The sequence below is a fragment of the Aromatoleum diolicum genome (assembly GCF_012910955.1).
In the GTDB taxonomy this organism is placed as follows: domain Bacteria; phylum Pseudomonadota; class Gammaproteobacteria; order Burkholderiales; family Rhodocyclaceae; genus Aromatoleum; species Aromatoleum diolicum.
On sequence record NZ_WTVQ01000038.1, the window covers coordinates 1 to 21,576 of the forward strand.

Consider the following 21,576-nt stretch of genomic DNA (forward strand, 5'->3'; position numbering starts at 1 on the left):
CAGATCACCTGGTCGTGCCGGAGCCGTTCGATGTCGGCGGGCGACAGGCCGAGCAGCGATGCGAGCACCGCGTCGGTATGCTCGCCGAGCAGCGGCGGCGCGCGGCGGTATTCGACCGGCGTCGCCGATAGACGCATCGGGCTGGCGACTTGCGGCACGTCGCCGATCGCCGGGTGCGACATGTCGACGCGCAGGCCGCGCGCCTGCACCTGCGGGTCGGCGAAGACGTCGGCAAGGGTGTTGATCGGTCCGCAGGGCACACCGACGGCTTCCAGGCAACGGATCCACTCGTCGGTTGGCCGGCGGATCGTCAGTTTGTTGAGCAGCGGAATCAGCGTTGCACGGTTCTCCACGCGCGCCTTGTTCGTGGCGAAACGCGTGTCGCGGGCGAGCGCCGAATCGCCGGCCGCTTCGCAGAAGCGCGCGAACTGGCCGTCGTTGCCGATCGCGAGGATCATGTGGCCGTCGTCGGTGGGGAAATCCTGGTAGGGCACGATGTTCGGGTGGGCATTGCCCAGCCGCCCGGGCGCGACCCCGGTCGTCAGGTAATTCATCGCCTGGTTGGCAAGACAGGCCACCTGAACGTCGAGCAGCGCGAGGTCGATGTACTGGCCCTCGCCGCTTTTTTCGCGCCAGGCCAGTGCGGCTTGCACGGCGTTGGCCGCGTACAGGCCGGTGAGGATGTCGGTCAGCGCGACGCCGACCTTGATCGGCCCGCCGCCGGGTTCCGTGTCGGGCCGCCCGGTCAGGCTCATCAGGCCGCCGAGGCCCTGGATCAGGAAATCGTAGCCGGCGCGCGCCGCATACGGGCCGTCCTGGCCGAAACCGGTGATCGAACAGTACACGATGCGCGGATTCACCGCCTTCAGCGACGCATAGTCGAGGCCGTAGCGCGCGAGGCCGCCCTGCTTGAAATTCTCGACCACGACGTCACAGTCCTTCACCAGCTCGCGCAGCAGCTGCTGGCCTGCGGCCTGCGTCATGTCGACGGTGATCGAGCGCTTGTTGCGGTTCGCGCACAGGTAATACGCGGCGACATCGGTGTCGGCGCCGCGCTCGTCCTTGAGGAAGGGCGGGCCCCAGTGGCGCGTGTCGTCGCCCTCCCCCGGACGCTCGACCTTGATGACGTCGGCGCCGAGGTCGGCGAGGATCTGGCTGGCCCACGGGCCGGCCAGAATCCGCGACAGGTCGAGCACCCGGATATGCGACAAGGCGCCCGACATGGTGAGGCTCAGTTCGAGAAGGCGGCGATATCGGTGATCGCGCGGCCGAGGATCAACGCATGCACGTCGTGCGTGCCCTCGTACGTATTGACCACCTCGAGGTTCACCAGGTGACGCGCGACGCAGAACTCGTCCGAGATGCCGTTGCCGCCCAGCATGTCGCGCGCCATGCGCGCGATGTCGAGCGACTTGCCGCAGGAGTTGCGCTTCATGATCGACGTGATCTCGACCGCCGCCGTCCCCTCGTCCTTCATGCGGCCCAGGCGCAGGCAGCCCTGCAGGCCGAGCGTGATCTCGGTCAGCATGTCGGCGAGCTTCTTCTGGATCAGCTGGTTGGCGGCGAGCGGACGGCCGAACTGCTTGCGGTCGAGCGTGTATTGGCGCGCCGTCTCGTAGCACGCTTCGGCGGCACCCAACGCGCCCCAGGCGATGCCGTAACGTGCCGAGTTCAGGCAGGTGAACGGTCCCTTCAGGCCGCGCACCGTCGGGAAGGCATTCTCTTCCGGGCAGAACACCTCGTCCATGACGATCTCGCCGGTGATCGACGCACGCAGGCCGACCTTGCCGTGGATCGCCGGTGCCGACAGACCCTTCCAGCCTTTCTCGAGCACGAAGCCGCGAATCTGGCCTTCGTCGTCCTTCGCCCAGACGACGAAGACGTCGGCGATCGGGCTGTTGGTGATCCACATCTTCGCACCCGACAGGCTGTAGCCGCCGTCGACCTTCCGTGCGCGCGTGACCATGCTGCCGGGGTCGGAGCCGTGGTTCGGCTCGGTCAGGCCGAAGCAGCCGACCCATTCGCCGGTCGCGAGTTTCGGCAGGTATTTCCGCTTCGTGGCCTCGTTGCCGAATTCGTTGATCGGCACCATCACCAGCGAGGACTGCACGCTCATCATCGAACGGTAGCCGGAATCGACGCGCTCGACTTCGCGCGCGATCAGGCCGTAGCACACGTAATTCATGCCGGAACCGCCGTATTCCTCGGGGATCGTCGCACCGAGCAGGCCCAGTTCGCCCATCTCGTTGAAGATCGCGCGGTCGGTCTTCTCGTGGCGGAAAGCTTCCTGCACGCGCGGCAGCAGGCGTTCCTGGCTGTAGGCGCGGGCAGTGTCGCGCACCAGGCGCTCGGTGTCGGTGAGTTGGCTGTCCAGGTGCAGCGGATCGGCCCAGTCGAAGGTCACGCGGTTTGTTGCCATGTCGAATCTCCTCGGTACAGCGAATTGTGGGTTGCCGATGGGCCGTGTCCGGCGCTGCCGTCCGGCTTCTTGCGTGACTTCACTCTAGTCAATCGCCGGAACGTAGACAAACGAAAAATCCGCGGTACCTTGTGCGAAAAGCGCACTCCGTATCACACGTAGCGAACTCAAGGGGCTAAGATCGGATGTGCAGACCGCTGCGGCGGCGGGGCTTGTGCTGGTGAAACCCGGTACAGCCCGACCATGGTGTCCGCAGCTCATGCATTTTTCGCATTCTTTGGGAGACATCGATGCGGCGCAAGATTCCCAGCACGGCGGCGCTGCTCGCGTTCGAGCGGGCCGCGCGGCACGAGAGCTTCACGCGCGCGGCCGAAGAGCTGGCGCTGACGCAGAGCGCGGTGTGCCGCCAGATCGCGGCGCTGGAGGACTTCCTCGGGCTGCGGCTGTTCCGCCGCACCAAGCGCGGCGTCACGCTGACCGAGGCAGGGCTGTCGTACAGCCGCCAGATCAGCGCGCGGCTCGACGCGATGGAACGCGACACCTTGTCGGTAATGGCGCATCACGGCCGCGGCGCGACAATCGAGCTGGCCGTGATGCCGACCTTCGCGACGCGCTGGCTGTTGCCGCGGCTCGGCGGTTTTCTCGCGGGCCATCCCGACGTGACCGTGAACATGACCAATCGCACGCGGCCCTTCCTGTTCGCGGACACCGAATTCGATGCCGCGGTGTACTTCGGCGATGCCGGCTGGCCCGGTACCGAGGCGCACTTCCTGATGCGCGAAAACACCGTGCCGGTGTGCAGCCCGCGCATGCTCGGGGACCGTGCTGGCCTGACGGCGCAGGAAATCGCCGCACTGCCGCTATTGCAGCAGACGACGCGGCCCTACGCGTGGCGTCAGTGGTTCGGCTCGCTCGACCTGCACATCGCGCACGACATGACCGGCACCCGCTACGAGCTGTTCTCGATGCTCGCACAGGCGGCCATGCAGGACATGGGCGTCGCGCTGATCCCGCCTTTCCTGATCCAGGAAGAGCTCGACAGCGGCCGCCTGGTGATCCCGCTGCGGCACACCTACCTGAGCGACAAGGCCTATTACCTGATCATCCCCGAACGCAAGGCCGAAACCGCCTCGCTCGCCGCGTTCAGCGAGTGGCTGCTGGGCGTTGCGGCGGAATACCGCGTCGTTGCCGGGCTGGAGTGAAGGCGGGCGGCCCGCCGTGTCAGGCCAGGATCGTGTCGCCGCAGACCCGATCGCGGCCGGTCTGCTTGGCGCGGTACATCAGATCGTCGGCGCGTTTGAGCAGCGCGTCGGTGTCTTCGTCGGGGCGCAGCGTGACAACGCCGACACTCGCAGTCACGACGCCCGCGACCGGCGTCGGGCAGTCGCGCAGTGCCTGCAACAGGCGCTCGGCGAGCCCCGCCGCATCCGCGGCCGAGGTATCCGGACACAGCACCATGAATTCCTCGCCGCCCCAGCGTGCCAGCACGTCGGTACGGCGGATCGCCTCGCGCACCGTGTTCGCGGTGGCCGCCAGCACCTGATCGCCGGCGTCGTGGCCCCAGGTGTCGTTGATGCTCTTGAAGTTGTCGAGGTCGTACATGATCACCGACAGCGGATCGCCGTAGCGCCGCGTACGATCCACCTCGCGCTCGAGCACGCGATGCAGGTAGCCGCGGTTGTGGCAGCCGGTGAGGGGGTCGGTGGTGGCGAGGCGCACCAGTTCCTGTTCGTTGCGCTTGCGCTCGGTGATGTCGCGGTTGACGCCGATCATGCGTGCCGACCGGTTTGCATTGCCCGGCACCAGCACGGCATGCGCATCGATATGACGGACTTCGTGGCCGTGGCGCAGGATGCGGAAGCTGGTCTCGAAGTCGCACCGTGTGCGCAGCGTTTCGTCGATCAGTGACTGCAGGTGTGGCAGATCGTCCGGGTGGATGTGCGCGGTGATATCCTCGAAACGGCCGTGGAACTGGTCCTGGGTCAGTCCGAAAATTTCGTACATGGTGCCGTCCCACACCACTTTGCCGGTTTCCGGTTCGTATTCCCAGATGCCGATATGCGCGGTACGGGTGGCCAGCGTCAGGCGCTGCGTCAGATGGCGGACTTCCGCTTCGGCGGTCTTGCGCGTCGTGATGTCCAGCATCAGGCCGCGCAGCAGCCTGGGTTCGCCGTTTTCGGCGACGACGGTGACAATGTCCTCGAGCCAGACGACGCGGCCGTCGGCGGCCATGAAGCGGTACTCGAAGCGATGGGGCTCCAGCCGGCCGGTGCATGAGATGCAGTATTGCGGCGCCCATTCGCGGTCCTCGGGATGCAGGTGTGCGACCCAGAAGCCCGGCTCCTGCCAGTTCGCGACCGGAAAGCCGAGCAGGCTTTCGGCCTTGAGGCTGACGAAGGAGAACACGAAGGTGTGCGCATCGGACTCCCAGACGATGCCGTCGGTGGTGTTGACCAGGTCGAGAAAGCGCTGGTGGTTGTGCCGCGCCTCCGCTTCGCTCGCGCGGTGGGCGGCGGTTTCGTCCGCCAGCTTGGCGGTACGCTCGGCAACGCGCTCCTCCAGCGTGGCAGTGAGCGTCTTCAGGCTGTCCCACTGGCGACGGTACTGGTGCAGGTAGACGAGCAGCATCAGACTGACCAGGGCCCACACCGCGGCGTGGCTCGCGATCTGGTCGCGCCGTGCGGCGGCGAGGCGCGCAACGAAGTCGCCGGCCGGAATCGACACGCTGATGCCGCCGCGCACGTCGCCCACGCGGTAGCCCTGTTTCTTATGGCAGTCCATGCACTCGTCGCGCACCAGCAGCGGCGCCATGTAGCGGATCAGCGGACTGCCGTCGATGAGGATCTCGCTGCGTTCCTTCTCGGCCTGCCGATCAAATGCCTCGAGCGCCCGGGTTTCCCACGCGTCCGCCGCGTTGCCCGGATTGATCGGCCGCAGGCTCGTGATATGGATGCGGATGCCGGTTTCCGCGGCAATGACCCCGGCCATCTGGCGCGTCATGTAGGCAGGATTGACGGTGGTCAGGTGAATGCCCGAGGTGGTGACCGGGTCGCGTTCGGGCAGTTCGAGGTAGGGGTTGGGGCGAGTCGTTTCGCTCTGGCGGACCAGCACGCCGCCGGCGCGCGAGTTCCACAGGCGTGTCGCCTCGACCATGCGAAAGATGTCGCGCCCCTGCTGCCGTGCCGTCTCGAAGGCGGCCTGCCCGGTATTCTGGAGTACCAGGACGAGCGACAGCAGGATCAGCCCGGTCCATGCGCCCAGGGGTAGCAGCCAATACAGACGATCGGGGAGGCGCAGCATGGCAACGGGACCCGCGCGATGGGTACCCGGTCATTCTAGTCCCCGTTCGATCAAGCTGTCATTGGCGCGGCCGGGCTGATACTACCCGTATCGGGTCGTTCCTCGATGTTGCCGGCCTGCGGGCAGCTCAGGCACGTGCGCCGCCAGCCAGGTAGGGCATGTAATCCTTGTCGGTGCCGCAGATGTGGTGGATCAGCCATTCACCATACAGGAAGGGCATCATCCGCTGCAGGGCGTCGGCGTCGCCGTTTTCGAACACCTGCTCGAATTCCTGCACCTTGCGCAGCATCGAATTGTGTTCGGCCTGGTGTTCCACGATGCGCTCTTCGGGATAACCGGCGGCGGCAATGCGGTCTTCCTCGTAGGCAAAGTGCGCCGTCACGTAGTTGGCCAGATGATCGAACACCGCACGCGCTTCGGCGATCGCCGGCCCCTCGGCCCCCTGCAGCTGATCTGCCAGTTCGTTGATGATCGCAATCAATTCGGCATGTTGCGTGTCGATCACCGGATCACCGACCGAATACTCCGGTTTCCATTCGAATCTGCTCATGTCTGGTGTCCTCAGTGGCGATGCCACAGGCCGCGGATGACGACCACCGAACCACGATGGCTGGAAAATGGCACCATGCCCTCGATGCGGAACTGCTCCTGCGTCGTGTCGCGTTGCAGCGGCGTCAGCATCGGCATGCCGTTGGGCTTGACGAAGGAAAATACCAGCGGACAGGCGGTATTGGCGGTGCGCTTCTTCACGACCGCCACGTCGCCGTTCGCCAGCCGCACGGTCGCGCCGGGCGGGAACACGCCGATCTCCTTGATCATCATGCTGATCAAGCGGTTATCGGTCTTCTCGCCCTGCTCGAGCATCAGCTTGCGCATCGCTTCGGTGGACACCATCGCCTTGCGGTAAGGCCGGTCACGCACCATCGCGCTATAGATGTCGGCAATCGCCAATACGCGAGTTTGCAGCTTGATGGCATCGCCCGAGCTGCCGTCGGGGTAGCCGGTACCGTCGAGGCGTTCGTGATGATGGCGCACCGGATCCAGCCACGCCGTCTCGCGCACGCCCAGCGTGGTCAGGATCGATTCGCTGTCGATGGGATGGCGGGTGATGCGCTCGCGCTGCTGCGAGGTGAGCGGATTGACCTGCTGGTCGAGGATATCCTGGATGTCGAGCAGGCCGATGTCGTGCGTCAGCCCGGCCTTGATCAGCGGCAGGCGCGATTCGTCCGGCACGCCGAGTTTCTTGCCGATCAGCTCGCACAGCATCGCCGCCTGCAGGTGGTGGACCACCGCATAGGACGTGTCGTAGTCCAGGTGCAGGTTGGCCAGCGCCGAGTCGGTGTCGTGCGTGCAGGCTTCCTGGATGGTCAGCGCGATGCCCTCGATGCGCGGCACGAAGTCGTCGCCGAGGCCGCCGCTCTTGTACAGGTCAAACGTGCGTTTCAGGCGGATCTTGAGCAGGTCGAACATCTCGAAGGAGCTGTGCTCCTCATTGACCGCTGCCACCGGCAGGGTGGGGTGAGCCGGTCGTGCGTGTTTCGCGTCGCCCGCGGCAAAGCACCCGTTGGCGATCAGGACATCGCGTTGTTTGGCCGTATTGATGACGAAACCGGCCTGCAGCAGCAACATCCCGGTGCTGTCATAGACCGCAAAGGGCAGAGGTTCGCCCAGGCGGATGTCCTTCGGCGAGACACGTTGGTAATTGCCCTGAGGCCGTTCTGTCATGTTGTCGGCGTGGTAGCTCGAAGTCGTTCGGATGAGTCGGTCAGCATACCCGAAGGCGGCCGGCATAGGCCGGTTCCGTCACCCGGATTGCCGCGGGATCCCGATTGCAAGGCGCAATGGCTTAGCACTTTCGTAATAGTGCCACAGCTCTCCGGTGCCGGCCGAGAGATTCGACACGGCCGGCTCGCGCAGCGGCGGCAGGGCCGTGTGCTGCCCGAACCGGCAACTGCGCCTGTCGACGGCAGGACGGAAGCGTTCTACACGCTGGACTGGGCTACCGCAAAGCGTGTCTATATCGGCATGTTCCGGCACATGTCGGATGCCACGGAACGTGAAAACTCGAACCCTTGATTCAAAATGAGTTTTTTAAGTTGTGTGGCACAGGACTTCGGGTGGGGTGTTGCAATTCGTGAAAAGATCGTGCAACCGTGCCACGAAAAATGGAAAAATCGGGTGTCCGTGGTGATCAAGCGCGGGCGTGGTTTTCCGGCTCCACGGAAAGGCGTAGGCCAACTGTCTTGAGGACGGCGAGTAAGGTCTTCAGTGTTGGATTGCCCTTGGGCGACAGCGCGCGATAGAGGGATTCCCGGCTGATGCCGGCTTCTGCGGCTACCGTGCCAAGGCCTCCATACGCTTCGGCCACAGTGCGCAGTGCGAGCAGTCCACCGGCTCGATCGTTGGGATAATCGAGCGATTCATCGCCGCTTTCAGCCAGCCCTTCGTTGCGATCAACTGCGCGGCGATCCCGCACGACCTGATCGAATCGGAACTCTTCGGCGTGCAGAAGGGCGCCTACACGGGTGCGCAGCATTCTCGCCCGGGGCGCTTCGAGCGCGCCAACGGCGGAACGCTGTTCCTCGACGAAGTGGGCGACCTGTCGCCCGCCGCACAGGTGAAGCTGCTGCGCGTCCTGCAGACCGGCGAGATCGAACGGCTGGGCGACGACCAGACGCGCAAGGTGAACGTGCGCCTCGTTGCCGCGACCAACGTGAACCTGCAACAGGCCATTGCCGAAAGACGGTTCCGCGCCGACCTCTATTACCGGCTCGCAACCTATCCCGTCACAATTCCGCCGCTACGCGAGCGCAGGCGGACATCCCGCTGCTGGCCGCGGCCCTGGTCGAAAAATACGCGCCGACCTACCACAAGAAGATCGAAGGCATCACCGACCGCGCCATGCAGGTGCTCGCGCAACCGGGCGAATTGGCTGACCTGAGCGAGTTGGTGGGCGCGTTGGGATAGGGATCGTGGGCATTGCCTGCAGCCGCCGATGATACTAAAACGGTGGAAAGGCTTCGCTTCTGCGCGGAGCGGCAGTTGTCTTCGACCTCATCGACAAGAGGGGCGGCGGAAATGAGCAATGCCAACCGAGAGCTGGTCAAGTTGTGGTTCGAGCAGGTGTGGAACAAGGGCGACGAGAGCGTGATCGACCGGCTGATGTCACCGACCGCGACGGTCTACGGGCTGGGTGCTGCCCACGGAGAGCCGGTCAGCGGTCCCGAAGGATTCAAGACCTTCTTCCGGGCCTTCCGCACGGCCTTCCCTGACATCAGGATCCGCATCATGCGCACGATCTGCGAGGGCGACATGGTGGCCTGCCACTGCGCCGTCACGGCGACACACACCGGGGGAGACCTCGGAGTGGCCCCGTCCAACGCGCCGATCGAGATCTACGGCGTTTCGATCGCGCGAATCGAGAATGGGCAGATCCAGGAAGGCTGGAACTGCTACGACTTCTTGTCCCTCTATCAGCAGATCGGCCTGCTTCCCAAGCTGGCTGCGAAGCCAGGGGAATCGCCGCCGCTCGCGTGACTGGCTACTTCCGCCGGAACGGCAGGAATTGCGAAAACTGCCGCTGCTGGAAGCTCGTCTGCGGCCGGCAGGCGCTGCGTCTCGGCGACCGCGTGGGCGGATAAAATTGTGGTCTGTCCCTTGGTCTGTCCCCTATTTCCCGAGTTCGGCCAGAGAAGCGGCCGTCGGCTTTCAGGACCGCTTCCGCTGCGGATCGCCAGCTGGAGGCGGCCTGCAGCACCGGTCTGTTATCAGACTTGGTGTCACTCAACGACGCTTGACGTGTCTGAACAGTAGGCCCGTGGGGGACTCTCGGCGTGCCTTGTCTTCAGCCGAGATCTGCTTAAACTTCGTCTTGATGTCCTTGAGATTAGGGAGACCAGCAACGCCGAGAACGCCAGAGATTGCGCCTAAGGTCACGTTGCCCGTCAATGCAGCCGCGACGGCCACTGCACCAGTCGCTGCACATGCGCCTACGTCAATGCCGTAGAGCGAGAGTTTCTTCTGCCGCGCTTCCATCAGCGCTTGCTGGTGCTTGCGGAACGCAGAGTCCAGGTTGTCCACAACTTGATCGGCTGTCCGGAAGTAGTTGTCGGGATTAATGCCGATCAGGTTCGAGACGCCGTGCCCGAGCAATTCACGCAATTCATCAGCCAAGCCGCGCTTGCGGATCTCCAGCACGGTTTCGGCAGGGACGTTGCCAAGCCATTCGAGATTGTTGTGTGCCTCAGACGCTAATGCGCGCACCACGTGCATGCTATGGCGATTGGTCAGGTCGTCTTCGCGAGGCGTTCCCTGATATTCCAGCAGCCAGGTAAAGTGCAACCAAGAGGTCTCAGCGTTGATGAATGGCGATCCACCGAAGTGGTTGGCAGCCTGCTGTGCCCCCATTGCCTGCGGCATTCTCCCGATGCTTGAAGCGAAGACATGGAAGCCTGCGTTCGGCTCATCCATCCCTCTAAGAAGATGGGAATTTTCCTTGAGCGACATCGAAAGCTGCTGAACAGGGTCTTTCCCCCACTCCGTGTCGAAGATCAGGCGGTCGGGACGCTTCAGCTCCTTCATCACCTGATCCACCGTCTTGAGATGGACACAGAATTTCTGCAGCTCTTCAACGCTTTCAAAGGTTCGGTCGAAGAGATATTTGGCGTGGGCGCATATGGCAGGAGTCGCCCGAAGGATCAACCCTTTGCGATCTTCATCGTCAGCATCATCAGTATTGGGGACGATCATCGCAATCGGAGGGTCAACATCGGCAAGAGCGATGTCTCTGTACGTCATCGCAGTGAGGATGTGCTTGATGATCACCTTGACTATCTGCTTGGAGGGCGCAGCCTTCAAGATCGTGCCCAGCCGGGTAATGGGACAGGGCAGGATGATCGTGTCGACATAGAGCCCTGCAGTTGAAACGGCGTTCTCCCAGTGAGCAGGAAAAATGTCCCCGGCGAAGACAGCCTTGAGCTGTCGGCCATCTTGAAGATGATAGCCAGCCGCTTCGCCAACTGAAGACCAGAACTCCCGAACGGCATCGACCATCTCTGGCAACGCCTCGGAAAGGTTCTGCATCATGTCATCGTGCCGCGAGGTGACTTCGGCTGCTGCCGACGGTGTTGCCTGGGCCTTCTTCATCTGATCGTAAAGCCAGCCGAATTCCCGAAAAAGGAAGGCGAAATACTCTTCTTGGACTTGGACCAAGCTCAAAGACTTCTTGGCATCTTCGCGCTGCTTCATCGCGACCAACGCAAGAGTGGATGCGCGGATGCGACCATCGAGGGACGTGGGGTCGACCTTGCCATCGGGTCGAAGCCGAATGGCTTCGTAGCTACGACGGAATCCGTCTGCCAGTTCTTGATTGGCGAATCGAATCTTGCCCGCTTCCAACTGTTCCTTCAGGAGAAAGACTCGGTCTGTAAGGTCTTGAACTTCTTCTTCGGTGTATGTTCTGGACGACATGGGTCTCCCTAGTTGTTTGGCGATTGTTGGAACAAGGAGTGGTTCGCCCCCTTGACAAACCGCTCCGAGTCCATTGTTGCCCTCTAATAGTGTCCAAACCTGCCGTCCAAGCGCCGAATGCCTGAACGGCAGAAAACTTCGTGACGTGGAACGGACGGGCCGTTGCCAGCATGTCGAAATGAAAAATGCCCGCATGCGGGCATTTTTCATTTTCTGTGACACTACTTTTTCACTTACTTGGCAAAGTTTTCACGTTTCGTGACATTCGACAACCTCAAACGTCGATATTCCGCGCATACAACGCGTTGCCCTCGATGAAAGCGCGGCGCGGTTCGACGTTGTCGCCCATCAGCGTGGTGAAGATCTCGTCGGCGGCGATGGCGTCGTCGATCTGCACTTTCAGCAGACGGCGGACGGCCGGGTCCATCGTCGTTTCCCACAGCTGTTCCGGGTTCATTTCGCCCAGACCCTTGTAGCGCTGCTTGGTGAGGCCGCGCTCGACTTCGCTGAGCAGCCAGCGGATCGCTTCGGAGAAGCGCGTGACGGGCTGGCTCTTTTCGCCGCGGCGGATCTCCGCGCCTTCGCCGATGAGGTCGGCGATCGCGGCGCTGGCGGTGCGGATGCTGCGGTAGTCGCCGGCAACGACGAAGTCTTCGTCCATCCAGCCGAACTTGAGGTTGCCGTGGTGCATGCGCTCGATGGTGAGACGCCAGGATTCGGATTCGTCGTGATACTCGGGGCGAATCTGCACGTCACCCGGCAGGTGCGGCTGAATGCGCGCGGCGGTGGCGCTCGCGGCGCTTTCGTCTTCGAGTTTGACCTCGATGTCGTGGGCGAGCATCGCGTGCAGCACGGCGGGGTCGATGTAGCCGGCGAGGCGGTTGATGACCGCCTCGGCGAGCAGGTAGCTGCGTGCGAGGCCGCCCAGCGCTTCGTCGCCGATCGGTGTCGCGCCGGCGCGCGGCAGCAGCGTGGCGCCCTCGAGGGCGAGCTTCAACAGGTGCTGGTTGAGCGCGTTCTCGTCCTTGATATACATCTCGTTCTTGCCGTGCTTGATCTTGTACAGCGGCGGCTGCGCGATGTAGATGTGGCCGCGCTCGACCAGTTCGGGCATCTGGCGGTAGAAGAAGGTCAGCAGCAGCGTGCGGATGTGCGCGCCGTCCACGTCCGCGTCGGTCATGATGATGATGCGGTGGTAGCGCAGCTTCTCCGGCTTATAGTCTTCCTTGCCGATGCCGGTGCCGAGCGCGGTGATCATCGTCGCGATCTCCTGGCTCTGCAGCAGCTTGTCGAAGCGCGCCTTCTCGACGTTGAGGATCTTGCCCTTGAGCGGCAGGATCGCCTGGAACTTGCGGTCACGGCCCTGCTTGGCGGAGCCGCCGGCGGAGTCACCCTCGACGAGGTAGATCTCGCACAGCGCGGGGTCCTTCTCCTGGCAGTCGGCGAGCTTGCCGGGCAGGCCGACGCCGTCGAGCAGGCCCTTGCGGCGCGTCATCTCGCGCGCCTTGCGGGCGGCGTCACGGGCGCGCGCGGCCTCGACGATCTTGGCGCAGATGGTCTTGGCGTCGAGCGGGTTTTCCTGCAGGAAGTCGGTCAGCTTGTTGGCGACGACTTCCTCGACGGCCGGGCGCGCTTCGCTGGAGACCAGCTTCATCTTGGTCTGGCTGGCGAACTTCGGATCCGGCATCTTCACCGACAGCACGCAGGCGAGGCCTTCGCGCATGTCGTCGCCGGTAATCTCGACCTTGGCCTTCTTGGCGATCTCGTGTTCTTCGATGTACTTGTTGATGACGCGGGTCATTGCCGCGCGCAGGCCGGTGAGGTGGGTGCCGCCATCCGATTGCGGGATGTTGTTGGTGAAGCACAGCACCTGTTCGGCGTAGGAGTCGTTCCACTGCATCGCGACTTCGACCGACAGTTCGGCGTCGTGGCCACCGCCGGTCGGGATGCGGGTGTTGCCTTCGGCGTAGAACACCGTCGGGTGCAGCACCGTCTTCGAGCGATTCACGTATTCGACGAAGCCTTTCACGCCGCCGGCGAAGGCGAAGTTCTCTTCCTTGCCGAAACGCTGGTCGACGAGGCGGATCTTGACGCCGTTGTTGAGAAAGGACAGTTCGCGCAGGCGCTTGGCGAGGATGTCGTAGTGGAACTCGATGTTGCCGAAGATCTCCTCGTCGGCGAGGAAATGCACCTCGGTGCCGCGCTTGGTGGTTTCGCCGGTGACGCGCAGCGGGCTGACCTCGACGCCGTTGACGACTTCGATCAGGCGGTCCTGCGGCACGCCACGATGGAACTCGAGCTGGTGCTTGCGGCCGTCGCGGCGCACCGTCAGGCGCAGCCACTTCGACAGCGCATTGACGCAGGACACGCCGACGCCGTGCAGGCCGCCCGACACCTTGTAGCTGTTCTGGTTGAACTTGCCGCCAGCGTGCAGCACGCACATCACGATCTCGGCCGCCGAGCGCTTGGGCTCGTGCTTGTCGTCCATCTTCACGCCGACCGGAATGCCGCGGCCGTTGTCGGTGACGGAGATCGAGTTGTCGGGGTGGATGGTGATGACGATGTCGTCGCAATGACCGGCCAGCGCCTCGTCGATGGCGTTATCCACGACCTCGAACACCATGTGGTGCAGGCCGGTGCCGTCGGACGTGTCGCCGATATACATGCCGGGACGCTTGCGCACGGCCTCCAGACCTTCGAGCTGCTGGATGCTGTCTTCGTCATAGGCGCCGGAGCCGGCGGGCAGGGGCTGGTTTTGCGGTTCGGACATCGTCAATCTCTAGTGATTCATCAAAGAACGCGCCCCGGGGTGCCCCGGGGCGAAAGACGTGCTTCCGGCGGGATGCCGTGCGGCGTCAAATGCGCATGGGCATCACGACATACTTGAAGGTGTCGTTGCCCGGCAGGGTCACCAGCGCGCTGGAGTTGCCGTCGTTGAAGCGCCACTCGATCTTGTCTTCGGCGACGTTGTTGAGCACGTCCAGCAGATAGGTGACGTTGAAGCCGATATCAAGCGGATCGCCGTGGTAATCGACTTCCAGCTCTTCCTGGGCTTCTTCCTGTTCGGCGTTGGTACTGGCGATTTTCAGCGTGCCGTCGCCGAGCACCAGGCGCACGCCGCGGAACTTGTCGTTGGTCAGGATCGCCACGCGCGACAGCGTGGCGAGCAGCGGCGCACGCTCGAAAGTCAGCATCTTCGGGTGATTCTGCGGGATCACGCGCTCGTAGTCGGGGAACTTGCCGTCAATCAGTTTCGACACCAGCTCGATCGGGCCGAAGCGGAACACGATCTGGTTGCCGGCGAGGATCACTTCCAGCGGGTCTTCGCTGTCGGAAAGCTGGCGCGCGAGTTCCATCACCGTCTTGCGCGGCAGGATCACTTCGGTGCGCGGCAGTTCGCTTTCCAGCGGGCTGGAGGCGAAGGCGAGGCGGTGGCCGTCGGTCGCGACCATGCGCAGCTCGTTGCCGGCGACGATCAGCAGCAGGCCGTTGAGGTAGTAGCGGATGTCCTGCTGCGCCATCGCGTAGGCGACTTGTGCGAGCTGACGCTTGAAGGTCTTCTGGCTCACGGTGAAGCGCGTCGCGTCGCCGTCGGGCAGATTCATGCGCGGGTAGTCGGCGGCGGGCAGGGTCTGCAGCGCGAAGCGGCTGCGGCCGGCCTTGACGGTGAGGCGCTTGTCGTCGAGGGTCACATTCACATCGCCCGCCGGCGGCAGCGCGCGCAGGATGTCCTGCAGCTTGCGCGCGGCGACGGTGATCGACGCGTCCTCGCCGCCGATATGGCCGGCCGTGGTGGTGCGGATCTGGATCTCGATGTCGGTGGCGAGCAGGGTGAGCTGGTCGCCGCGCTTCTCGATCAGCACGTTCGACAGGATCGGCAGGGTGTGGCGTTTTTCGACGATGCCGGCGACCGACTGCAGCGGGGCGAGGAGCGCGTCGCGGGTGGTGGTGAGCAGAAGCATGGCGTCTTGTCTTCCGGTTTGAGTTATTCAGGTTGTCCGGGTTTGGCGCGGTGGGCGCCCGGCGACGGTCGGTGACTCATCCGCGCAGCACCTGCGTGAGTACGTGGACGTCGTGGTTCAACTGGTGGTCGCCGAGGCGCAGTTCGGCGATCGTGCGGCAGGCGTGCAGCACAGTGGTGTGGTCGCGTCCGCCGAAGGCCTCGCCGATCGCCGGCAGCGACATCGGGGTGAGGTCCTTGGCGAGCCACATCGCCACCTGGCGCGGCCGCGCGATGACGCGCGTGCGCTTCTTCGAGTGCATGTCGGCGACCTTGATCTTGTAGTAGTCGGCGACCGTCTTCTGGATGTGCTCGATGGTCAGCTGGCGGTTGTGCGCGTTGAGCAGGTCCTTGAGCGCGTCCTTGGCGACTTCGAGCGTGATGCCGCGGCCGTGGAAGCGCGCGAAGGCGACGACCTTGTTCAGCGCCCCTTCGAGTTCGCGCACGTTGGAGCGCAGGTTCTTGGCGATCAGGAAGGCGACGTCGTCGTGCAGATCGACGCGCAGCGCCTCGGCCTTCTTCTGCAGGATCGCGACGCGCATCTCGAGCTCGGGCGGCTCGATCTGCACGGTGAGGCCCCAGTCGAAGCGCGAGATCAGGCGGTCTTCGAGGCCCTGGATGTCCTTCGGATAGGTGTCGCAGGTGATGACGATCTGCTTGCGCGCCTCGGTCAGCGCGTTGAACGCGTGGAAGAACTCTTCCTGCGTGCGGTTCTTGTTGTTGAAGAACTGGATGTCGTCGATCAGCAGCAAGTCGAGCGAGCGGTAGTAGCGCTTGAACGCGTCGAAGCTCTTCTGCTGATAGGCGCGCACGACGTCGGCGTAGTAGTCCTCGACGTGCACGTAGCGGATCACCGCGCGCGGGTTGTGCTTGTACACCGCGTTGCCGATCGCATGCACGAGGTGGGTCTTGCCGAGGCCGACGCCGCCATAGACGAACAGCGGGTTGTACGAGGTGCCCGGGTTCTGTGCGACCTGCATCGCGGCGGCGCGCGCGAGGTCGTTGGCGCGTCCGGTGACCAGGGTGTCGAAGGTGAAATCCGGGTTCAGGCGCGTTTTTTCATAGGCCAGTTCGGACGCCGTCGCGGCCGGCTCGGGCTGGGGGACGCGCGTGATGATTGCCGGTGCGGCCGGTGTATTGGCGGCCGGCGTGGTGCTGGCAATGCTGGACGCCGTCGCGGCGGCCGGGGTCGTGGGCGCGGTGCTGCGGGCGTTGCTGGTGGCGGGCAACACCAGTTCCAGCGCCATCGGCCCGCCATGGAATTCTTCGCCGAGTTCGCCGATGCGCCGCAGGTAACGCTCACGCACCCACTGCATGACGAAACGGCTGGGCGCGAGCAGGCGCAGCGACGGCTCCGGTGCGGCGTTCTCGGGATCGGCCTGCAGCGGTTTGATCCAGGTGTTGAACTGCTGCTGCGGCAGCTCGCTTTCCAGGCGCGACAGGCAAAAGGACCAGAAGTCTTGGCTCACGGGTTGAACGGATGATGCTTGCGACACGATTTTCAAAACGCGCCTTTCTCCAGGAATGACCAAGGCGGCGAACCGGATACGGCGGCTTGATATTGATTCAGGGTTGCTTTGGCCGCTGGCTGACGGCAACGGGGTTTGCGGTGACCACCGGTTGCATGTCGGGCGAAAGCCGAAGCGATGGATTCTACCCGTGGGGGTGAAAGTTATCCACAGCTTGAGCTAAAAATTGTGCTTGACAAACAGAGTATTATCCCATTAAATCCTCGGTTTGACCCAAACACTGGCCAACCGAAATGAAACGCACCTATCAGCCGTCCGTCGTTCGTCGCAAGCGCACCCATGGTTTCCTGGTCCGCATGAAGACCCGTGGCGGTCGCGCCGTGATCCGCGCCCGTCGTGCCAAGGGCCGTCACCGTCTCGCCGTCTGAGGTGATCAGCCCGTTGGGCGTTGACCAGCGGTTCCTCAGCGCCTACAGATTACGAAAAACGGATGAGTATTCATCCGTTTTTGCTTTTCGGCGGGCGCTCAAGGGACGGTTCCTGATCGCCCATTATCGCCCCAACGAGCTCGGCACTGCGCGCCTCGGCGTGGTGGTGGCGAAGAAGCTGGCGAAACGCGCCAATGTGCGCAATCTCGTGAAACGCATCGTGCGCGAACAGTTCCGCAAAATTCGTGCGGCACTTCCTCCTCATGACCTGATCGTGCGCCTGCACGCGCCCGTCGGTCAGGCGACGCGGGCGATGATCAACGACGATGTGGCGCAATTGTTTGAACGGTTGCGTGCATGTTGAAGGCGCTGCTCCTTGGCATGCTGGGCGTGTACCGCTATGCCGTGAGCCCGTTGCTGGGGCGCAATTGCCGCTTTCATCCGAGTTGCTCCGAGTATGCTGTCGAAGCCGTCGAGCGCCACGGTGCGATGCGTGGCGGCTGGCTGGCGTTCAAGCGGGTGGGCCGTTGCCACCCATTCCATCCCGGCGGGTATGATCCCGTTCCCTGAACCTTCCCAGAACATACAACAATCCGATGGATCAGCGTCGTCTCATACTCTTCCTCATCTTCTCCTTCGCCGTCCTCATGCTGTGGGAGGGCTGGCAGAAGCAGCATCAACCTGCCCCGGTCGCGACCGTGTCTGCGCCGGCTGCCGGCGGCGCCCCGGGTGTCGTGCCGACCCCCAGTGCCGGTGCGGCCGCTGTCGCAGCCTTGCCGGACGCGCAGGGTGCGGCCGCTAGCGCACCGCGCGTGGTGGTGCGCACCGACGTGCTGGTCGCCGAAGTGTCGGCCGAGGGCGGCAGCATCGTCCGTCTCGAGCTGACCCGGCACAAGTCGAAGGCCGACGCGACGCGCAGCTTCGTGCTGTTCGACGACGGTGTCGAGCATCTCTATGCCGCACAGTCGGGCCTGATCGGCGATGGCCTGCCGAGCCACAAGACGATGTTCACGCTGCCTGCGGGCGAGCAGGTGCTCAAGGACGGCCAGGACAGCCTGACCGTGCGCCTCGAGGCGCCGGAACAGAATGGCGTGAAGGTCACGAAGCTGATGACCTTCCATCGCGGCAACTATCTCGTTGACGTCGCCTACGAGATCAACAACGCCAGCGCCAGCCCGCTTTCGCCGCATGCCTATTATCAGCTGACGCGTGATGGCAAGCCGGCCGAGCAGGTCGAAGCTTTCGGCGTGAATACCTTCAACGGCCCGGCCTTCTACACCGAGGCCGAGAAGTTCCAGAAGGTGACGTTCGAGGAGATCGACAACGGCAAGGCCAAGTTTGCGAAGAAGGCCAGCGATGGCTGGACGGCGCTGGTGCAGCACTATTTTGTCAGCGCCTGGCTGCCGCAGGGCGACGTCGAGCGCGAGTTCTTCGCGCGCAAGGTCGGCAGCGACCTGTACTCGTCGGGTGTGATCCTGCCGGTTGCGTCGATTGCACCGGGGGCATCGGGCACGATCTCGGCGCGCCTGTATGCGGGTCCGCAGGAGCAGGACAAGCTCGAGGGCATCGCCAAGGGTCTCGATCTGGTCGTCGACTACGGCTGGCTGACGGTGATCGCCGCGCCGCTGTTCTGGGTGCTGTCATGGTTCCACAACCTGACCGGCAACTGGGGCTGGGCGATCATCCTGGTGACGATTGCGATCAAGCTGGTGTTCTTCCCGCTGTCCGCGGCAAGCTACAAGTCGATGGCCAAGATGCGCGTGCTCGGGCCGCGCATGCAGCGCCTGAAGGAGCTGTACGGCAACGACAAGGTGAAGATGCAGCAGGAAATGATGGAGATGTACCGCAAGGAGAAGATCAACCCGCTGGGGGGTTGCCTGCCGATCCTGGTGCAGATTCCGGTGTTCATTTCGCTGTACTGGGTACTGCTGGGTAGCGTGGAGATGCGGCACGCACCATGGCTGGGCTGGATCCAGGATCTGTCGGCGCAGGATCCGTTCTACATCCTGCCGGTCATCATGGGCGCAACGATGCTGATCCAGACCAAGCTCAACCCGACGCCGCCGGACCCCATCCAGGCCAAGGTGATGCTGGCGATGCCGATTGTGTTCACCTTCATGTTCCTGTGGTTCCCGTCCGGTCTGGTGCTGTACTGGGTGGTCAACAACACGCTGTCGATTGCCCAACAGTGGCAGATTACGAGGATGATCGAAGGTGGAAAGTCCGGCGCCAAGCCTGCCTGATACCATCGCCGCCGTTGCGACCGCTCCCGGTCGCGGCGGCATCGGCGTGATCCGCGTGTCGGGTGCAGCGCTCGCGCCAATGGCGTACGCGCTTACCGGCAAGCCTCCCGAACCCCGCACTGCGGGGTTCGTGCGTTTCCTCGACGTCGATGACAAGGTCATTGACGAGGGAATCCTGCTGTATTTTCCGGCACCGCGTTCCTTCACGGGCGAGGACGTGCTGGAGCTGCAGGGGCATGGCGGGCCGGTGGTGATGCAAATGCTGCTCGCGCGCTGTGTCGAACTCGGCGCGCGGCTGGCGCAGCCCGGCGAATTTTCGCGGCGCGCCTTTCTCAACGGCAAGATGGATCTGGCCCAGGCCGAGGCGGTCGCGGACCTGATTGAAGCGTCGACGGTGGCCGCGGCGCGCTCGGCGGTACGTTCGCTGTCGGGGGCGTTTTCCGACGAGATGCACCGGTTGACCGATGCACTGATCGATCTGCGCATGCTGGTCGAGGCGACCCTCGATTTTCCCGAGGAGGAGCTCGAGTTCCTCGAGAAGGCGCGGGCGATGGAGCGGCTGGAGGCGATCCGCGCGCAACTGGCCGATGTGCTCGACCGCGCGCGCCAGGGGGCTTTGCTGCGCACCGGCATGAATGTCGTGCTGGTTGGTCAGCCTAACGTCGGCAAGTCCAGTCTGCTCAACTGCCTCGCGGGAGAGGAGCGGGCGATCGTGACGGACATCGCCGGGACAACACGCGATGCGGTGCGTGAGACGATCGCCATCGAAGGCATCCCGATTCACGTCATCGACACGGCAGGTCTGCGCGACACTAGCGATCCGGTCGAGCGGATCGGTGTCGAGCGCACCTGGCGCGAAATCGCGCGCGCAGATGTGATCCTGCGCCTCGTCGACGCGCGCGAGGGTGTGCAGGCGCGGGACCGGACGATCGATGCAGCCTTGCCGGCGGGCGTTGAGCGTATCACCGTGCACAACAAGATCGACCTGTGCGGGGTCGATCCGGCGCGCAGCGAAGAGAACGGGGCCGTGTCGGTATTCCTGTCGGCGCAACAGGGGGCCGGCGTCGACCTGCTGCGCCGCGAACTGCTGCGCATCGCCGGCTGGCACGCGCATGGCGAGGATGTGGTGCTCGCACGCGAACGTCATCTCGTTGCGCTGCGTGCTGCGCTTGGACACGTGGAAGCGGCGCGCGAACAGGGGGCGGCGCTGGAACTGTTCGCCGAGGAACTGCGTCGTGCGCAGGAGAGTATCGGTGAGGTGACTGGCGAATTCACGGCCGATGATCTGCTGGGCGTGATCTTCTCGCGCTTCTGTATCGGCAAGTGAGTATCGGACGAAGCACGCGGTTCCGCGCGTGGCGTCGCTGAGCGGCGTACGTCCGGCGCGACGCGGCGCCCCAAGCATTTGTGTGTTTCACGTGAAACTTTTCTTCGATGCCTGATATCGATTCGCTGTTCTTCGTCCTTGGTCTGGCGGCATTTTTCGCGGGCCTGGTCGACGCCGTGGTCGGGGGTGGCGGCCTGATCCAGATCCCCGCCTTGTTCGCGGCATTCCCGACGACGACGCCCGCGACCTTGTTCGGTACCAATAAACTGGCGAGCGTCGTGGGGACGAGCAGTGCCGCCATCCAGTATGGGCGGCGCGTCGCGATCCCCTGGCGTGTCGCCCTGCCGGGTGCGGCGGCTGCGTTCGTCGGTTCGTGGTTCGGTGCCAAGGCAGTCGCGTATCTGCCGCCCGAAGTACTGAAGCCGCTGATCCTCGCGCTGCTGATCACGGTGGCGATCTACACTTTCTGGCGTAAAGACTTCGGCACCGGTGCCGGCAAGGCGATTTCCGGCACTCGCCCGCTCGTGCTTGCCATTGTGATTGGCGCGGGCATGGGTTTTTACGACGGTTTCTTCGGCCCCGGCACCGGGAGCTTTCTGATCTTCCTGTTTGTCCGATGTCTCGGGATGGATTTTCTGCGCGCTTCAGTGACGGCGAAGATCCTCAACGTCGCGACGAATGTCGCGGCGATTGCGTTCTTTGCGTTCAATGTCGAAATTCTGTGGCGTATTGCCGCGGTGATGGCACTGTGCAATCTGTCCGGAGCGGTGGTCGGGTCGCGTCTCGCCTTGCGTCATGGTGCGGGCTTCGTCCGCAAGATGTTCCTGTTTGTGGTGTGCGCACTGATCACCAAGATGCTCTACGATCTGATTGCCTCGGCGGTCTGATGCGTGATCTTGGCCGGGGATGTTTCACGTGAAA

General features: G+C 63.8%; 18 protein-coding genes and 1 pseudogene. 9 read left to right on the plus strand and 10 right to left on the minus strand.

Annotated elements, in window-relative coordinates:
- Both GPA25_RS18155 and GPA25_RS18160 read right to left on the minus strand, forming a co-directional pair.
- The coding region (locus tag GPA25_RS18155; protein ID WP_169261824.1) for a CaiB/BaiF CoA transferase family protein at positions 1-1,223 on the minus strand (1,223 nt) is incomplete at its 3' end.
- A gap of 8 nt (positions 1,224-1,231) precedes the next feature.
- Positions 1,232-2,419, minus strand: a complete 1,188-nt coding sequence (locus GPA25_RS18160; protein WP_169261825.1) for an acyl-CoA dehydrogenase — start codon at positions 2,417-2,419, stop codon at positions 1,232-1,234.
- Positions 2,420-2,709: 290 nt separating this feature from the next.
- Here GPA25_RS18160 and GPA25_RS18165 point away from each other — a divergent pair, with 290 nt between their 5' ends.
- Positions 2,710-3,621 carry a LysR family transcriptional regulator gene (locus GPA25_RS18165; protein WP_169261826.1) on the plus strand — a complete coding sequence of 304 codons (912 nt, stop codon included), beginning with the start codon at positions 2,710-2,712 and terminating at the stop codon, positions 3,619-3,621.
- A gap of 19 nt (positions 3,622-3,640) precedes the next feature.
- On the opposite strand, the gene GPA25_RS18170 is transcribed toward GPA25_RS18165, so the two are convergent.
- The 4 genes from GPA25_RS18170 to GPA25_RS18185 form a co-directional block, all read right to left on the minus strand.
- Entirely contained in the window at positions 3,641-5,719 is a 2,079-nt protein-coding gene (locus GPA25_RS18170) for a diguanylate cyclase (protein ID WP_169261827.1), read from the minus strand.
- A gap of 127 nt (positions 5,720-5,846) precedes the next feature.
- A complete protein-coding gene (locus GPA25_RS18175; RefSeq protein ID WP_169261828.1) occupies positions 5,847-6,269 on the minus strand; it encodes a bacteriohemerythrin in 423 nt (140 codons plus the stop codon).
- 11 nt (positions 6,270-6,280) lie between these two features.
- Positions 6,281-7,444: an HD-GYP domain-containing protein gene (locus GPA25_RS18180; protein ID WP_169261829.1), complete on the minus strand. Its 1,164-nt coding sequence runs from the start codon at positions 7,442-7,444 to the stop codon at positions 6,281-6,283.
- A gap of 466 nt (positions 7,445-7,910) precedes the next feature.
- On the minus strand, positions 7,911-8,255 hold the full coding sequence (locus GPA25_RS18185) for a helix-turn-helix domain-containing transcriptional regulator (RefSeq protein WP_169261830.1): 345 nt from the start codon (positions 8,253-8,255) through the stop codon (positions 7,911-7,913).
- Between GPA25_RS18185 and GPA25_RS18190 the strand changes: the two are divergent.
- Both GPA25_RS18190 and GPA25_RS18195 read left to right on the plus strand, forming a co-directional pair.
- Positions 8,157-8,671: pseudogene (locus GPA25_RS18190) on the plus strand (sigma 54-interacting transcriptional regulator); the annotation flags it as partial. The gene GPA25_RS18185 and the pseudogene GPA25_RS18190 sit on opposite strands and share 99 nt — an antisense overlap.
- Positions 8,672-8,797: 126 nt before the next feature.
- On the plus strand, positions 8,798-9,256 hold the full coding sequence (locus tag GPA25_RS18195; RefSeq protein ID WP_169261831.1) for an ester cyclase: 459 nt from the start codon (positions 8,798-8,800) through the stop codon (positions 9,254-9,256).
- Between the two features lie 246 nt (positions 9,257-9,502).
- On the opposite strand, the gene GPA25_RS18200 is transcribed toward GPA25_RS18195, so the two are convergent.
- The 4 genes from GPA25_RS18200 to dnaA form a co-directional block, all read right to left on the minus strand.
- Complete coding sequence (locus tag GPA25_RS18200; protein WP_169261832.1) at positions 9,503-11,188, minus strand: hypothetical protein; 1,686 nt, start codon at positions 11,186-11,188, stop codon at positions 9,503-9,505.
- A 274-nt stretch (positions 11,189-11,462) separates the two neighbouring features.
- Positions 11,463-13,958: a DNA topoisomerase (ATP-hydrolyzing) subunit B gene (gyrB, locus tag GPA25_RS18205; RefSeq protein WP_169261833.1), complete on the minus strand. Its 2,496-nt coding sequence runs from the start codon at positions 13,956-13,958 to the stop codon at positions 11,463-11,465.
- A gap of 85 nt (positions 13,959-14,043) precedes the next feature.
- A complete protein-coding gene (gene dnaN, locus GPA25_RS18210; protein WP_169261834.1) occupies positions 14,044-15,150 on the minus strand; it encodes a DNA polymerase III subunit beta in 1,107 nt (368 codons plus the stop codon).
- Positions 15,151-15,226: 76 nt separating this feature from the next.
- Positions 15,227-16,657, minus strand: a complete 1,431-nt coding sequence (gene dnaA / locus GPA25_RS18215) for a chromosomal replication initiator protein DnaA (RefSeq protein ID WP_169261835.1) — start codon at positions 16,655-16,657, stop codon at positions 15,227-15,229.
- A gap of 293 nt (positions 16,658-16,950) precedes the next feature.
- Between dnaA and rpmH the strand changes: the two genes are divergently transcribed.
- The 6 genes from rpmH to GPA25_RS18245 all read left to right on the plus strand — a co-directional run bounded on the left by rpmH (position 16,951) and on the right by GPA25_RS18245 (position 21,542).
- A complete protein-coding gene (rpmH, locus tag GPA25_RS18220) occupies positions 16,951-17,085 on the plus strand; it encodes a 50S ribosomal protein L34 (protein ID WP_002926183.1) in 135 nt (44 codons plus the stop codon).
- Between the two features lie 13 nt (positions 17,086-17,098).
- Positions 17,099-17,449 carry a ribonuclease P protein component gene (gene rnpA / locus GPA25_RS18225; RefSeq protein WP_211163202.1) on the plus strand — a complete coding sequence of 117 codons (351 nt, stop codon included), beginning with the start codon at positions 17,099-17,101 and terminating at the stop codon, positions 17,447-17,449.
- Complete coding sequence (gene yidD / locus GPA25_RS18230) at positions 17,443-17,655, plus strand: membrane protein insertion efficiency factor YidD (RefSeq protein ID WP_246265825.1); 213 nt, start codon at positions 17,443-17,445, stop codon at positions 17,653-17,655. The genes rnpA and yidD overlap by 7 nt, the downstream gene beginning before the upstream one ends.
- A gap of 26 nt (positions 17,656-17,681) precedes the next feature.
- Complete coding sequence (gene yidC, locus GPA25_RS18235) at positions 17,682-19,328, plus strand: membrane protein insertase YidC (RefSeq protein ID WP_169261837.1); 1,647 nt, start codon at positions 17,682-17,684, stop codon at positions 19,326-19,328.
- Positions 19,300-20,655, plus strand: coding sequence for a tRNA uridine-5-carboxymethylaminomethyl(34) synthesis GTPase MnmE (gene mnmE / locus GPA25_RS18240; protein WP_169261838.1), 1,356 nt, complete (start codon positions 19,300-19,302; stop codon positions 20,653-20,655). Before yidC ends, mnmE begins: the two co-directional genes overlap by 29 nt.
- A 107-nt stretch (positions 20,656-20,762) precedes the next feature.
- Positions 20,763-21,542 carry a sulfite exporter TauE/SafE family protein gene (locus GPA25_RS18245; protein ID WP_169261839.1) on the plus strand — a complete coding sequence of 260 codons (780 nt, stop codon included), beginning with the start codon at positions 20,763-20,765 and terminating at the stop codon, positions 21,540-21,542.
- Positions 21,543-21,576 lie beyond the last annotated feature (34 nt).

Excerpts from the sequence above, each read along its gene's own strand:
- GPA25_RS18160 (WP_169261825.1), bottom strand. The coding sequence starts at position 2,419 with ATGGCAACAAACCGCGTGACCTTCGACTGGGCCGATCCGCTGCACCTG.
- GPA25_RS18165 (WP_169261826.1), top strand. The coding sequence starts at position 2,710 with ATGCGGCGCAAGATTCCCAGCACGGCGGCGCTGCTCGCGTTCGAGCGG.
- GPA25_RS18170 (WP_169261827.1), bottom strand. The coding sequence starts at position 5,719 with ATGCTGCGCCTCCCCGATCGTCTGTATTGGCTGCTACCCCTGGGCGCA.
- GPA25_RS18175 (WP_169261828.1), bottom strand. The coding sequence starts at position 6,269 with ATGAGCAGATTCGAATGGAAACCGGAGTATTCGGTCGGTGATCCGGTG.
- GPA25_RS18180 (WP_169261829.1), bottom strand. The coding sequence starts at position 7,444 with ATGACAGAACGGCCTCAGGGCAATTACCAACGTGTCTCGCCGAAGGAC.
- GPA25_RS18185 (WP_169261830.1), bottom strand. The coding sequence starts at position 8,255 with ATGCTGCGCACCCGTGTAGGCGCCCTTCTGCACGCCGAAGAGTTCCGA.
- GPA25_RS18195 (WP_169261831.1), top strand. The coding sequence starts at position 8,798 with ATGAGCAATGCCAACCGAGAGCTGGTCAAGTTGTGGTTCGAGCAGGTG.
- GPA25_RS18200 (WP_169261832.1), bottom strand. The coding sequence starts at position 11,188 with ATGTCGTCCAGAACATACACCGAAGAAGAAGTTCAAGACCTTACAGAC.
- gyrB (WP_169261833.1), bottom strand. The coding sequence starts at position 13,958 with ATGTCCGAACCGCAAAACCAGCCCCTGCCCGCCGGCTCCGGCGCCTAT.
- dnaN (WP_169261834.1), bottom strand. The coding sequence starts at position 15,150 with ATGCTTCTGCTCACCACCACCCGCGACGCGCTCCTCGCCCCGCTGCAG.
- rpmH (WP_002926183.1), top strand. The coding sequence starts at position 16,951 with ATGAAACGCACCTATCAGCCGTCCGTCGTTCGTCGCAAGCGCACCCAT.
- yidD (WP_246265825.1), top strand. The coding sequence starts at position 17,443 with ATGTTGAAGGCGCTGCTCCTTGGCATGCTGGGCGTGTACCGCTATGCC.
- yidC (WP_169261837.1), top strand. The coding sequence starts at position 17,682 with ATGGATCAGCGTCGTCTCATACTCTTCCTCATCTTCTCCTTCGCCGTC.
- GPA25_RS18245 (WP_169261839.1), top strand. The coding sequence starts at position 20,763 with ATGCCTGATATCGATTCGCTGTTCTTCGTCCTTGGTCTGGCGGCATTT.